Genomic DNA, 13,484 nt, shown 5'->3' on the forward strand with positions numbered 1-13,484 from the left:
GCATCCGAGGACACCGTGGCCCTGCGGGTGACGGTCCAGGAGGAGGCGGCCCCCCGCAGACGGAGAGGGGGCCGTGGGAAGAAGAGGGCCTTGCATCTCGGCATCGTCGCCGTGCTGCTGGCAGGAGGGACGGGCGCCGGACTGCTGTGGGCCGACCGGGGTGGGACCGGCTCCGCACCCGAGTCCGGCCCGAAGGTCAGACAGATCGCGGTGGTCAGAACGGATCTCTCGGGCAGCAGAGAGATGCAGGGCGTGCTCGGCTACGACTCCGTTCGGACGATCCGGAGCACCGGCGAAGGACGAGTGACATGGCTCCCGGACCGGGGCGCGAGGATCGAACGCGGTCAGCCGCTGTACCGCGTCGACGAGCGTCCGGCCGTGGTCTTCTACGGCAGCACACCCTTGTACCGCAGGCTCGACACCCCCGGCAGCGTCGGCCGTGACATACGGGTCGTCGCCGACAACCTCAAGGCTCTCGGGTACGACATCGGGGCACAGCCGGCGCCGGGCACGGTCGTCCGGCAGCAGCCGTCCGCGGGCGACACCGCACCCGGGACGGCAGGCCCTGGACACGGGGAGACCGCGCCCCCGGCCGGCGCGTCCCCGTCTCCGGACGGCGGAGCGGGCCGGGGAACCGATGCGTCACAGGAGGCTTCACCGAGCCCGGGTCCCTCGCGGTCCACGGTCAAGGAGGGCGACGGTGTGCTCACCAGGTCCCTGATGTCCGCGATCAAGCGCTGGCAGAAGGCCGTGGGCATGGAGCAGACCGGCATCCTCGAATTCTCCGACGTGGTGGTGACGAAGTCGGCGGTGCGGGTCTCCGACGTCCTCGCCCAGCCCGGGGACGAGGCGCCGGGAGACCTGATGACGGTGACCGCAACCACCAAGTCCGTGACCGTCCCGGTGGAGTCGCTCGACATGGGGTCCATCGAGTCGGGCCAGAAGGTCACCGTGGTGCTGCCCGACCGGACCACCGTGCCGGGCCGGGTCGCCGCGATCAGCACCATCGTGCAGGGACAGCAGGGAAACCAGGGAGAGGCGGGCGGCACCGGTCAGACCAAGACCAACGTCACCGTGTCGCTGGACGACCCGGACTCCGCCAGGAGCATCGACTCCGCTCCTGTCGAGGCCCGGTTCCAGGGGGAGTCCAAGAAGAACGTACTCGCCGTCCCGGTCGGCGCCCTTCTCGCCCTGCGCGAGGGAGGGTACGCGGTCCGGCTCTCCGGCGGCAGGCTCGTCCCGGTCGACACGGGCATGTTCGCCCAGGGACTGGTCGAGATCAGCGGCCGGGGCGTCAGCGAGGGCACGAAGGTGGAAACCACGGCATGACCCAAGTCATCAGCGTGCACGAGGCGAGCGTGACCTACCCTCCCGAGGTGAGAGCCCTCGACCGGGTCTCCCTGTCCGTCTCACAGGGCGAACTTCTGGCCATCCTCGGCCCTTCCGGCTCCGGCAAGTCCACTCTGCTCAACATCATGGGCACGCTGGCCGCACCCACCACCGGCAGGGTGGTCATCGAGGGTCAGGACGTGGCGGAGTTGTCCGACCGCCACCTGTCCGCCCTCCGCGGACGCCGCCTTGGCTTCGTCTTCCAGCACTTCCATCTCACGGACGGACTCACGGCGGCGGAGAACGTGGCGACCGGCCTGCTGTACGCCGGTGTGCCCAGGAAGTACCGGAGGAAGCTTGCCGAGGAGGCCCTGGCCCGGGTCGGACTCGCCCGCCGGGCCGGCCATCTGCCGGGGCAGCTCTCCGGAGGAGAGCGTCAACGGGTGGCCATCGCCCGCGCGGTGGTCCATGAGCCGGCCCTGGTCCTCGCCGACGAGCCGACCGGCGCACTCGACACCGCCAACGGCGCAGCGGCGCTCGCCCTGTTGACCGAACTCAACGCGGCGGGCACCACGATCGCACTCATCACTCACGACCGTGACATAGCCGACCGACTGCCCCGCAGGGTACACATGCGTGACGGTCGCCTGATCATGGACACCACACTGACCGGAACCCCCTCATGACCGCCCCCGCAAAGCCGGGCCGCGCCGCGCTGCGGCTCGCCTTCCGACGTGCCGACGGCAGGATGGGACCGGTGCGTCTCGCCCCTCTCGACGTGCTGGTCCTGGGGCTGCTCGGCCTGCGCACCCGCAAGCTGCGCGCCGCTCTGTCGGCACTCGGCATCTCGATCGGCGTCGCCACGATGCTGGTGGTGACCGGGATCCCGGCCTCCAGCCAGCGGGCGCTGATGGACGAGATGACGGCGCTCGGATCCAACATGCTGCGGGTCCAGCCGTTTTCGGGACAGGCAGTGCCGGTCGAACTGCCCGAGGAATCGATCAACATGGTGCGCCGCATCGAACCGGTCACCGAGGCGAGCGCCGTGGCCAACACCCATGCCGTGGTCCGGCGTTCCGACGTCATCGGTGACGACGACCTCTCCGGTACCGGACTCAGTGTCCTCGCGGCCCGACGCGACCTGCTGAGCGTGGTGGGCGGAGAGATCTTCTCGGGCCGGTTCTTCAGCGCCGCCGACGAGCGGTTTCCCACGGCCGTCCTGGGCTACGGGGCCGCCCGCCGACTCGGCATCGGGGAAATCCCCGAGAACGATCCGGCTCCACAGATACAGATCAACAAGTCGTGGTTCACCGTGATCGGCATCCTGCACTCCGTACCGCTTTCCGACGATCTCGACAACGCCGTACTGACGGGATGGCCGGCCGCCAAGAAGACACTGCGCTTCGAGGGGAACCCCACGGTCATCTACGTCAAGGCACAGGAAGCTCATCTGGAGGACGTACGGAGCGTACTCCCCGCCACCGTGTTCCCGGAGCAACCCGGACAGGTCCAGGTCAGCCGCCCGTCCGACGCCCTGGCGGCCAAACGCGCCACGCAGAACACCTTCTCCTCGCTCTTCCTGGGCCTGGCCGGTGTCGCACTGCTGGTAGGCGGTATCGGCGTGGCCAACACCATGGTCATCTCGGTCCTGGAGCGCCGAAGGGACATCGGGCTGCGCCGGGCACTGGGCGCGACCCGCGGTCAGATCCGCGTCCAGTTCCTCACCGAGTCCGTGGGCCTGTCGCTGCTCGGCGCGCTCGCCGGAACCCTGTTCGGCGCCCTCGCGGACATCGGCTACGCGCACTACCAGGGCTGGCCTGCGGTGATACCGCTGACCTCGGTCACGGGCGGCTGTCTGGCCGCCGTGCTGATCGGCATGGCGGCCGGTGTCTACCCCTCGGTCCGCGCGGCACGCCTTCCCCCCACAGAGGCACTGGCGTCGACGTGACCGGCGGCGGTGGCACCGCGGGCGCCGTCGGCGACGGCGACGGCGACGGCGACGGTCCACGAGTCGGTCACGATCTGCGCCTTGACCGGCCCGGGCAGCTCGGTCGCGGTGAGGACGTGATCTAGTGCCCCGGCCACGGACTCGGCCGAGTCGTAGGCGTGCGACAGGGCTTGCCGGTACTCGGGAGTGACCTGTGCGGCAGGCTTCGCCGGGCCGGAACCGACGAGGACCATGCCACGGAGGCCGGCGGGCCGGGTGGCCGCGACCAGCTGGGCGACCTTGCCGCCCATGGAATGCCCCACCAGGACGTAGTCGGTGACCCCCGCGTCCGCGAGCACGGCGAGTGTGTCGTCGGCGAGCCGGCCGAGCGTGCAGGGACCGGGCGGAGCGCTCGACCGGCTCCACCCGCGGAAGTCGACCGTGAGCACGTCACGGCCCGCCAGGCGGTCGACGACGAGGTCCCAGGTGCGGGCGGAACCACCCCAGTAGCGCAGGAACACCAGAGTCGGTCCGGCCCCCCCTCCGACGGTCGTAAGTGCCGCAGTAGCGTCTGCTGCTGCGGCCCTCCCGACGAGCCCGCTCGGTGAGCTTCGCGTCAAGGTGGTCGGGCAGCCGCAGGGTCATCGCCATGCAGGCGTGACACCTGAGGGGTGTCACCGCGGGCACGGTCGCGTCGAACTAGCAGGTCACGAAGTATTGGCCGCGGGCTCCAGGATCACCACGCACTCCACACGAGGCGTCATCGGACAGATGTCGACCTGAGCGGTCTTCAAAAGGCCGAGGTCGGATCCCCTTTCCTGGCCCACCGCCGTGCATGCGCGTACCCAGGGCGTCAAACGAGCGTCACGGCCGACTGTCCGCCCTTCGCCACCCCTGCTCGACGCGATGTGGTGGGACGCTCCCCGTCAGCCGGCCTGCTGCATCATGATCGTCTCGCCCACCCGGACCGTCCCGGCTGCAAGAACGTCCAGTCAGGCACCGAGGCACGAGAGCCGCCCCGGGCCGAACCCGGAGACGCGGTGCCCGCGGGCGACCGCGCGCATGATGGCGGGTTCCGCCCCGGAGTTCGCGGACGGTCGACGTACGCGTCAGCTGACCGGAAGGCCGACCGCCAGCGTCAGTTCGAGGACCCGGTGTGGCGATGCGAGATCGGGAAACAGCTCCCGCAGTTGCGACATCCGGTACCGGACTGTCTGGGGATGGACGAACAACGCCGCCGCCACCTCGTCCCGCTTGCCCTGGTGAAGCAACCACTCCCGCAACGTCTCCTCCAGCCGCCGTGCGGTCGCGACGGGCAAGGTCCGCAACGGTGCGAGGGCTCGGGCCCGCAGGTCCGCGAACGCGTCCATGTCGGCACTCAGCACCAGTTCGGGCAGGTGGTCCTCAGTGTCGCGAATATCGGAGGAGAGGGAGCGCGCGCGTACGGCTCGTGCGTACGAGGCGGACGCCCGAGCCCAGGGCCGGGCCGGGCCGACCACGGCGGTGCGGTCGGTCAGCTGCCGCAGGAGATGTGATCGGTCGGCATCGGGCACGAGCAGCACTCCGGTGGCGTCCGGAAGATCGTCGAGGACGAGGGTTCCCGGGTCGAGCGCGCGGTAGGCAGGCCGGGCCTGGGCGGCGGGCAGCAGGACCGCGGTCAGCGAAGCCGGAGGCTGCCACCCGGCCCGTTGGGCGGAGGCCAGCAGCACATCCGGGCTCGCGCCGCCCAGAAGGTCGCGGGCCAGGTGTTCCAGGTGGCGCTCGTGGGCCCTGCCCCGGGCGGCCAGTTCGTCGGCGTGGCCTGCGGCGCTCGCGGCGGAGAGCTCGTCGATGTAGGCGAAGGTCAACTCGGCGAACTTGGCGACCTCGGCGGCGGGCAGACCTGCGGGTACGGCACCCGCTGCCAGGCAGCGCCAGGCCACGCGGGCGCCGACGCGGTAGGCGCTGAGCAGGGCGTCCATGGAACGGCCGTCGCGCACCTCGCCGCGGCCCAGCTCGTAGGCCGCGTCACCGCCGTCGCCGCCCGTGGCGTTCCCGCTCGCGAGGTCCAGGTAGTGCCCCAGGGCGGTGCGCACGGCTCGGCGGATGGTGGCGCCCATGTGACCCGACAGGGCGTTGGCGTAGGAGGGGACCTCGTCGATGATGGCCTGGACGACCTCGTCGGCGGTGGTCTTCAGCGCGGCCCGAAGTGCGGTGACCGTCGTCTCGTCCAAGGCCAGTTCGCTGGCCCTCCGGATTGCATGGCTCATGTTTTTGTTCCCTGCGAACAATTCATCCGACCAGATTCACGTCCTGCGGTCAGGACTTTACGCCTCGCGGCACAGCAAGCTGGAGCCATGACGAGCGCGGCCCTGCGCAGCAGGGCGTGGAAACTACTGGAGATGGTCACGACGCCGCTGCTGCCGTCGGACTACCTCGACCTGGTCAGCCCCCTGCGTGCGGGCGCTGACCTGCGGGGGCGTATCGAGGCGGTGCACCTCGAGACGGGTGACGCCGCGACCCTCGTGATCAGGCCGGGACGGGGCTGGCGCGGCCACACAGCCGGTCAGTACGTGCGGATCGGGGTCGACGTCGACGGCGTCCGCCTGTGGCGTACCTACTCCCTCACCTCGCCGACGCACCGCCAGGACGGTCGCGTCACGATCACGGTGAAGGCGATCCCGGACGGCAAGGTCAGCAACCACCTGGTCCGCAGGGTGAAGCCGGGCACGCTGATCCAGCTCGACCAGGCGACCGGTGACTTCGTGCTGCCGCGGGCCAAGCCCGCCAAGGTGCTCTACCTGACGGCAGGCAGCGGCATCACGCCCGTGATGGGCATGCTGCGCGACACCGAGTTCGACGATGTCGTCATGGTCCACTGCGCGCCACGGCCGCAAGACGTGATCTTCCGCAGCGAACTGCACGGCCTGGTCGCGGACAAGAAGCTGCGGCTCACCGAGGTGCACACCGACACAGACGGCATGCTCGACATCGCCCGTTTCGACGAACTCGTGCCCGACTGGGCCGAGCGCGAGACCTGGGCCTGCGGGCCCGCGGGCCTGCTCGACGCCGCCGAAGAACACTGGAGAGAGCACGGCGTCCAAGAGCGCCTGCACACCGAACGCTTCCGCCCCGGCATCGCCGTCGCCGGAGGCGACGGCGGTGAGGTCACGTTCAGCGTCACCGACAAGACCGTCGACGCGGACGGCGCCACGCCGTTGCTGGACGTGGGCGAGGAGGCCGGCGTACTCATGCCCTCCGGGTGCCGCATGGGCATCTGCTTCGGCTGCGTCACGCCGCTCAAGGCGGGCGCCGTCCGCGACCTGCGCACCGGCGAGATCACCGAGGCCGAGCCGGGCGTCCTCATCCAGACCTGTGTGTCCGCCGCGGCGGGCCCCTGCGACATCGAACGGTAGGAGCACTTTGACCGCCATTGACCCCACCGCCCACCTGACGGCGGAGCAGATCGAGGAGCTCGGCCGCGAGCTGGACGCGATCCGCGACGAAGTGATCGCCGACCGCGGCGAGAAAGACGCCGCCTACATCCGCAAGGTCATCTCGGCGCAGCGCAAGCTCGAGCTGGTCAGCAGGGGTGTGCTCCTGTTCTCGATCTTCCCGCCCGCGTGGCTGCTCGGCACCGCCGGTCTGTCCGTGGCGAAGATCATGGACAACATGGAGATCGGCCACAACATCCTGCACGGCCAGTGGGACTGGTTGCGGGACCCGAAGATCCACTCCACCACCTGGGAATGGGATCACGTCTCGCCGGCCGACCAGTGGAAGCACTCGCACAACGAGCTGCACCACACGTACACCAACGTGATCGGCAAGGACAACGACCTCGGCTACGGCATCATGCGCGTCGACGAGGACCAGAAGTGGCACCCGTTCCACCTCGGCCAGCCGCTGTGGAACTTCATCAACGCCTGCTTCTTCGAGTACGGCATCGCGGCGTACGACCTGGAGCTCGGCAAGAACCTGAGCAAGCGCCGCCGCAAGGACCCGGAGTTCCGCGCGCGGGCCAGGGCGGTGGGCCGCAAGATCCGCAAGCAGGTACTCAAGGACTACGTGATCCACCCGCTGCTGTCGGGCCCGTCGTTCCTCCCCACGCTCGCTGCCACGTTCACCGCGAACCTGGTCCGCAACGTCTGGTCCCATTCGGTGATCATGTGCGGGCACTTCCCCGAGGGCGTGCAGGTCTTCGAGCGCCGGTCGATCAAGGGCGAGACACGCGGCCAGTGGTACCTGCGCCAGATGATGGGCTCGGCGAACATCAGCGGCAGCAGAGCCATGCACTTCATGACCGGCAACCTCTCGCACCAGATCGAGCACCACCTGTTCCCGGACCTGCCGAGCAACCGGTACGCCGAAGTCGCGGTGAAGGTGCGCGCGTTGTTCGAGAAGTACGAGCTGGAGTACGTCACCGGACCACTGCCCAAGCAGGTGTTCTCCGCGTGGCACAAGGTCTTCCGGCTCTCGCTGCCGAACAAGAAGCCCAGGGTCGAGACGCCGGACCGCGAGCCGGAGCTCGTCGCCGCCTGATTCCCCTCCACTGGTTCAGGTCCTTGGGCCGTTCCGGCGGCACCGCCGGGTACGCGAGATCCGCTGCGGGCGGTGGGTGACCGTGGCATCAGACCGTACGGCACAGGATCCGCGGCAGCCCGGTGCCCGGCTCCGCCGCCCGGAGGCGCGCCAGGGGCTCGGCACACAGCCTTCGGCGAGGTGTTGCGGCCGGCCCGGTACCGCCCGGGCCGGCTGGTTGGTCAGGGCCGGACCTCGGGGAAGGCCGATGGCGGCCGGCTCCCCGGGCGTGCAGCGGGTCACTCGAGCAGCCACCTTGCGGCCCACCAGGACTATCACGGCCCACACCGCCCCCGGCCGTCATGAGGGACCGGTGTCCTCCAGCTCACAGCACTCTGCATCCGTATCCGGGAGCTTCTCGCCCGCGGATGCCGAGGACCTCGCGCCGTACCGGGGCAGGTTCCGTCGGCGTCTGCCCGGAGTCGCTGGTCGCCACGCATCGGCCCGACATGCTCCGTGTCGCCGGGTCGCTCGTCACCCCTCAGGCCCGGGCCTGCGACCTGCTGCGGAGCACCTGCTTGCTCTGGTCGACCCGGTCGACGACGCCTGAGGGCGGCTGCTGAACGGTGGCTCACCGTCCAGGATTCCCGCCGCTTTCTCCCGCGCGATCCGCCACGGCTGCCGGGGCAGTTCCGCCAGGCGTACCTCGAGGAGCCGGAAGATCGGTTGGCAAGCCTGGGCCTGGTCCTCACCACTGTCGCCCTGCGGAACACCCGCTCCCTGGATGCCGTCGTCGCCCAACTCCCCTCCGGGGGACACGACGTCAAGGATGAGGCCGTGGCCCGCCTCTCCCCCCTCTAGGACCGTTTGCAGCGTGCCGGAGACCGGAGGCCCGGGCAGGAATCGTGGGCAGGGTTCTCCGTGGTCGTCCCTCGTCCCGTTCGTCCTCCGTCCTGGTGGGAGGGCTGCGTGCGTCAGGGCGTCGCGTCGGACGCTGCTTCCCTGGCGGGCCGGTCCAGGGCCGCTACCAGGTGGCCGAGATCGCGGCGGTGGGAGCCTGCCGCCACAGCGGTGCTCGCCCGTTCCTGTGATGGCAGCTGGTCTCCCGCTGGGAGATCATGCGTGCGGTGTCCGTGTCGTGCACGGGAGCCTTGTGCGTTGTGGCCCTTACCTCGACCTGACCGGCGTCACCCGATCGGTGGCTGTCGGCCACGCTGAAAACGATCAGTGTGAGGACGTACTTGGCGCTATGGCGGGGATGATGCGCGGTACCTCCCACATAAAAGGTGACGTGTTCTGTCAGCTTTAGCGTGAACGATGGATGACATGAGCAACGAGGACATCACCAGGCAGACCACCAAGAGCACCGAGCAGGCCAGTCTGAAGGGTCCACTCACGGGACGGATCGCCCTCGTGGCGGGGGCCACCCGCGGGGCGGGACGAGCTCAGGCCGTGGAACTGGGGCGGGCCGGCGCGACCGTGTATGTGACCGGCCGAACCACCCGGGCCCGGGCCAGCGAGGTCGGCCGGACGGCCGAGACCATTGAGGAGACCGCCGAACTCGTCACCGCAGCTGGCGGCACCGGAATCGCAGTCCCCACCGACCATCTCGACGAAGCCCAGGTCCGCGCCCTCGTCGAGCGGATCGACCGGGAGTACGAGCGGCTCGACATTCTCGTCAACGACCTGTGGGGCGGCGAGCACCTTCTGACCACCTCCGTGTTCGGGAAGAAGAGCTGGGAGACACCGCTCGCCGACGGCCTGCGGATCCTGGAGTTGGGCGCGCGCTCGCACGTGATCACCGCGGCGCTGCTGCTTCCGCTGCTGATCCGCTCCGACGCGCCGCTGCATGTGGAAGTCACCGACGGCACCGCGCACTCAAACCGCCGCTACCGGGAGAACATCTACTACGACCTGGCGAAGAACGCCCCGATCCGCCTCGCGTTCGGGCTGGCTCAGGAGCTGGCGGAGTACGGGGGCACGGCGGTCGCGGTGTCCCCGGGCTTCCTGCGTTCGGAGCAGATGCTCTCCCACTTCGGGGTGAGTGAGGAGAACTGGCGTGACGCGATCTCCCAAGAGCCGACGTTCGCGATCGCGGAGTCCCCGCGCTACCTGGCCCGCACGGTGGCGGCGCTGGCCGCCGACCCGGACCGCGCGAAGCGGTGGAACGGCAAGTCCACCTCCAGCGGGGAACTGGCCAGGGCCTACGGGGTGACGGACGTGGACGGCAGCCAGCCGGACGCCTGGGCGTACTTCGAGGACGTCACCTACGGCGGCAACGAAGGCTCCCCCGACGACTACCGCTGATCCTCGGCTTCCCCGGGTTGCGCCTCCTGAGGGTCGGCCTGGTAGAGGGCAGCCGGGGCTGCGACGCGTTCACGGAAGCGGGCGCGCAGGCAAGCCGGGGCCGACCCGGGCAGAAGCGGAGAGCGTGGTGGGGGACCGGATCACGCGAGCGCGGCATGCAATATGTGGCGTCGCACGGTGGGTCAATACCTGTGCGCGCGGTTCGAGTTTCCATCGGAGCATGCGGGTAGATTTTCTGCCGCAATTAGCAAGGTGGCGTTCTTCACCGCACAGTGGCCGCCGTGGCGTGCTACTGTCGATGTCAGTTGCAGTTGTGGTTCCCGAAATTTCAAGTGCTCCGGTCGGACTCGATACCACTGGAAGCGCTTTTATATCTCCGGTCTTTCTCCGGGCGGGGTGATCATTGCGGCGACACGAGGTTCGCACGGTGCGAATCCCGTATGACTGCCCCGAAGGAGAAATGACATGGCTGCTGGTACCGTGAAGTGGTTCAACGCGGAAAAGGGTTTCGGCTTCATCGAGCAGGACGGTGGCGGCGCTGACGTGTTCGCCCACTACTCGAACATCGCCGCCCAGGGCTTCCGCGAGCTGCTGGAGGGCCAGAAGGTGAGCTTCGACATCGCGCAGGGTCAGAAGGGCCCGACGGCCGAGAACATCGTTCCCGCCTGACGCTGACTGTCACATACTTGTAGCTGGGGCCCGCATCCTTCGGGGTGCGGGCCCCAGCTACATGCGTTTCCCGCAGTGACGTCACCTGCGGACGACACCCCGGACAGCATGTTCTTACCGCACACGGATCGCCCTTCGAGGGTGCAGCCGCATCCTTCATAGAAACAGCGCAGTGGACGCTTCGAGTATCGAGTCCACAGCACCCCCAATCATTCCAGCGGATGTGCCGAACGGATTTTCTGTTGGTCAGATCCGCCGGCAAGGCCCACCGGCCCGTTCTTGCGATTCTCCGTGCAGTTCATCGCTTCGGGAATTCCTTGATATGTGCCGCTTCGGGGAAGGTTCCGCATGGGGCTGGCGCCCGTGGTCGACGAATACGGCAGCGTCCCGGGCGTCCTCGCTCTCTCCCGCTGAACCGCCGAACGGCGGCCGGCCCCGTAACCCTCTCCTGTCTGTGAGGCACCATGCGCTGTGTCATTGCCCGCTTCCCCTTCGACCTGACCAGGAGCGGCGTGCTGGAATCGATGAAGGGCGTCAAACCCGAACCGGTTACCGGCGAGTCCGTGATCATCGGACGACGCCGCTACCCCGCCAAGCAGGTCGGCCAGGTCATCACCCGCCAGGACCGCCGCGACTTCAGCGTCGGCGAAGTCCTGAGGGCCATGGCCCAGCTGGGCTTCACCTGCCGCGCCCTTCCCGAGGCCGCTCCTGCGCGCAGCGACAGTCCGCTGCAGCGGGCTTCCGCGATGCTCGGCGCCCCCCACCTGTCCGTCTGACCGACGCGACAAGCGCGCCGACACCAGAACAGTGGTGAGGGCCCGACCGGCACCGAGACCGCCGGTCACTGTCAGGGTGGCTACGGCCGCTCCGCCGGTGTGCAGGAAGCCGGGCAGGTAGCGCCCCGGTGCCCACCCCGGGGCCAGATAGCAGGGGGTGTACAGCCAGCGGGGAGCGCTGGCCCACAGGAGACGGAAGGCGATGCCCGCCAGCGCACCCGTCCGCACGATCCACAGCAGCAGAGCTTGCCGGTCAGAGCGAAGGAGCACGGCCAAAGGCGTACAGGTGCCGGCGATGATCAGAAAGATGTTCGCGTGGTCGAGACGACGCAGAACGGCCTCGCCCAGCGGCCCCCAGGTGCCAAGATGGGTAGACGGCGCTCGTCCCGAACAGCAGCCAGGCAGTCACGGCGTGCACGGCACAGGCCCAGGTCGCCGACGTCCGGGCCGGACAGATCAGGACAACGCCGGCACTCGACGAGGCCGCGACCATAGCAGCGTGGTGCCAGCCACGCAGCTTCGGCTTGACCGGCTCGACCAGATCCGCCGCCCGCCCGGCCGGGTCGGTCACAGGACGAGAGTTCTCCCCGGCACCGCCACGGCATGCTCCGCCGGAGAGACCGGCTACAGCCTCCCCCGCCCCGACTCCCCGTGCTGACTCGCCCCTATGGGCATCACCGAAGACCATCCGATCAGGCCAAAAGCATGCCCGGAACAACCGCGCCGAAGGTGGGGCCCACCACCATCGGGCCGGTATCGCCAGGCGGGGTCACTACTGCCTCAAGGAGGCGCCTAGGTCGGGGGCCTGCCGCCACTGGGACAGTGAACGCCGTACAGGCCGGCCGACGGGGCCCCCCGGCCGCCTTCGGCGAGCAAGTCCTTCACCACCTGCTCTTCACCCGGCAACGCGCCGGGCAAGAGGCGGGCGACTCCTCCCTCGGTGTTCTCGTGAACAGCCGACAGCCGCGCCAGGTGGCGGACCGCGGGGCGACCTCTTCGCCCCGCGTGGCCCCGGCCTCGTCACAGAGACTCCCGGGCGCCTCCGTCCCAGGCACTGGACACCTCCGTCCCAGGCGATTGACGCGTACAGGTGGCGCCATGCACCGGTGCGGGGTTCGTACGGCTGGTTCCGTTCCATGGCCGACGGCTCAGGAAAATGCGTGTGAAGACGGTACGGTTTGTCCGTGTTCGTGCAGGTCAGCCTTTCGACATCTCGGCCCACACACGGGCGGCCATTGCCTCGGCCTCCGCCTGCGGTGTTCCCGCCCGCACCAAGATGATCCCGCGAGACTGGTCCGGAAACGTGACCTCCCGCATTGCCGTACCCAACGGGCCCGTCGGATCGTCCGACATGGCGCCTCCCTTCGGCGGCTACCGCACACGCTAAAGGGATGTCGCTCAGAAGACGAGGACCCTCGGCCAGACGGAGGACAGTCCTGGGTCGCGGACAGCACGGGATCACCTGCGCTGTGACGGACTCCTGCAGCACGGTCTTGGAAAGGAGGTCCCGCAGGCCCTTTTGTGCACGGAACTCACCATGGACAGCGCTCAGCCTCTGGCATTGGCCGTATGGCCGGCCTCACCCGGGCCGCTCCTCGCGGCGGAACGGTACAGCTGCGCCAGTACACCCCCGACGTCGAGCGCCTGCCGCGGCAGCCTGGATCAGGTGGATGACACGCTGGTAGCACCCGGGCGGGTGGTGAAAGCCGGAAGCGATGCCCCTGTGACACCTGCGCCGCCGACGCTGGCATCGCCCCGTCCCGGCCTCTCCCCCACCGACGTCTCCCACCCGACGACGCGCCGCACTTGAGTGATGTATGCATCCGTGACACGAGGGTTGCCTGTAGGCGGTTTTTCAGGGCAGTTGGGCGTCCACGAGCCGGATTAAACAGGACAAGGGTAGCAGTATGGGGCGAGTGGTGCCCGAAGACGCGGATCAGTCGCTGGCCGACCGGCCCCTGCTGTCCGCGGTCGCC

At 69.1% G+C, this 13,484-nt stretch carries 10 protein-coding genes and 3 pseudogenes; 9 read left to right on the forward strand and 4 right to left on the reverse strand.

Going from position 1 to position 13,484, the window contains the following annotated elements:
* Positions 1-90 precede the first annotated feature (90 nt).
* Genes AB0P07_RS34395 through AB0P07_RS34405 form a run of 3 tightly spaced genes read left to right on the forward strand, consistent with a single transcriptional unit; the run spans position 91 to position 3,277 of the window.
* Entirely contained in the window at positions 91-1,329 is a 1,239-nt protein-coding gene (locus AB0P07_RS34395; RefSeq protein ID WP_365557782.1) for a peptidoglycan-binding protein, read from the forward strand.
* The gene (locus AB0P07_RS34400; protein WP_365557785.1) at positions 1,326-2,015 is read left to right on the forward strand and encodes an ABC transporter ATP-binding protein; all 690 of its coding nucleotides are present in this window, start codon (positions 1,326-1,328) and stop codon (positions 2,013-2,015) included. The genes AB0P07_RS34395 and AB0P07_RS34400 overlap by 4 nt, the downstream gene beginning before the upstream one ends.
* Positions 2,012-3,277, forward strand: coding sequence for an ABC transporter permease (locus AB0P07_RS34405; protein ID WP_365557788.1), 1,266 nt, complete (start codon positions 2,012-2,014; stop codon positions 3,275-3,277). Before AB0P07_RS34400 ends, AB0P07_RS34405 begins: the two co-directional genes overlap by 4 nt.
* A 59-nt stretch (positions 3,278-3,336) precedes the next feature.
* Here the strand turns inward: AB0P07_RS34405 and AB0P07_RS34410 are convergent.
* The 3 genes and pseudogenes from AB0P07_RS34410 to AB0P07_RS34420 all read right to left on the reverse strand — a co-directional run.
* Positions 3,337-3,789, reverse strand: a pseudogene (locus AB0P07_RS34410) (alpha/beta hydrolase); the annotation flags it as partial.
* Between the two features lie 37 nt (positions 3,790-3,826).
* A pseudogene (locus tag AB0P07_RS34415) lies at positions 3,827-3,907 on the reverse strand (ribbon-helix-helix protein, CopG family); the annotation flags it as partial.
* Positions 3,908-4,365: 458 nt separating this feature from the next.
* Positions 4,366-5,505, reverse strand: a complete 1,140-nt coding sequence (locus AB0P07_RS34420) for a helix-turn-helix domain-containing protein (protein ID WP_365557789.1) — start codon at positions 5,503-5,505, stop codon at positions 4,366-4,368.
* Between the two features lie 87 nt (positions 5,506-5,592).
* Between AB0P07_RS34420 and AB0P07_RS34425 the strand changes: the two genes are divergently transcribed.
* From AB0P07_RS34425 to AB0P07_RS34450, 6 genes are all read left to right on the forward strand, one after another.
* Positions 5,593-6,651: a ferredoxin reductase gene (locus AB0P07_RS34425; protein WP_365557792.1), complete on the forward strand. Its 1,059-nt coding sequence runs from the start codon at positions 5,593-5,595 to the stop codon at positions 6,649-6,651.
* A 7-nt stretch (positions 6,652-6,658) separates the two neighbouring features.
* Positions 6,659-7,777 (forward strand): acyl-CoA desaturase, encoded by a 1,119-nt coding sequence (locus tag AB0P07_RS34430; RefSeq protein ID WP_365557795.1) that lies wholly within the window; start codon positions 6,659-6,661, stop codon positions 7,775-7,777.
* A gap of 495 nt (positions 7,778-8,272) precedes the next feature.
* Positions 8,273-8,617, forward strand: coding sequence for a Tn3 family transposase (locus tag AB0P07_RS34435; RefSeq protein WP_365557798.1), 345 nt, complete (start codon positions 8,273-8,275; stop codon positions 8,615-8,617).
* A gap of 465 nt (positions 8,618-9,082) precedes the next feature.
* Entirely contained in the window at positions 9,083-10,063 is a 981-nt protein-coding gene (locus tag AB0P07_RS34440) for an SDR family oxidoreductase (protein ID WP_365557800.1), read from the forward strand.
* Between the two features lie 465 nt (positions 10,064-10,528).
* Entirely contained in the window at positions 10,529-10,732 is a 204-nt protein-coding gene (locus tag AB0P07_RS34445) for a cold-shock protein (RefSeq protein ID WP_023586105.1), read from the forward strand.
* Between the two features lie 464 nt (positions 10,733-11,196).
* Entirely contained in the window at positions 11,197-11,508 is a 312-nt protein-coding gene (locus AB0P07_RS34450; RefSeq protein ID WP_365557804.1) for an SCO5918 family protein, read from the forward strand.
* Between the two features lie 54 nt (positions 11,509-11,562).
* On the opposite strand, the pseudogene AB0P07_RS34455 reads toward AB0P07_RS34450, so the two are convergent.
* Positions 11,563-12,079, reverse strand: a pseudogene (locus AB0P07_RS34455) (hemolysin III family protein); the annotation flags it as partial.
* Positions 12,080-13,484: the final 1,405 nt, after the last annotated feature.

The sequence above is a fragment of the Streptomyces sp. NPDC085944 genome (assembly GCF_040686295.1).
GTDB lineage: Bacteria > Actinomycetota > Actinomycetes > Streptomycetales > Streptomycetaceae > Streptomyces > Streptomyces salinarius.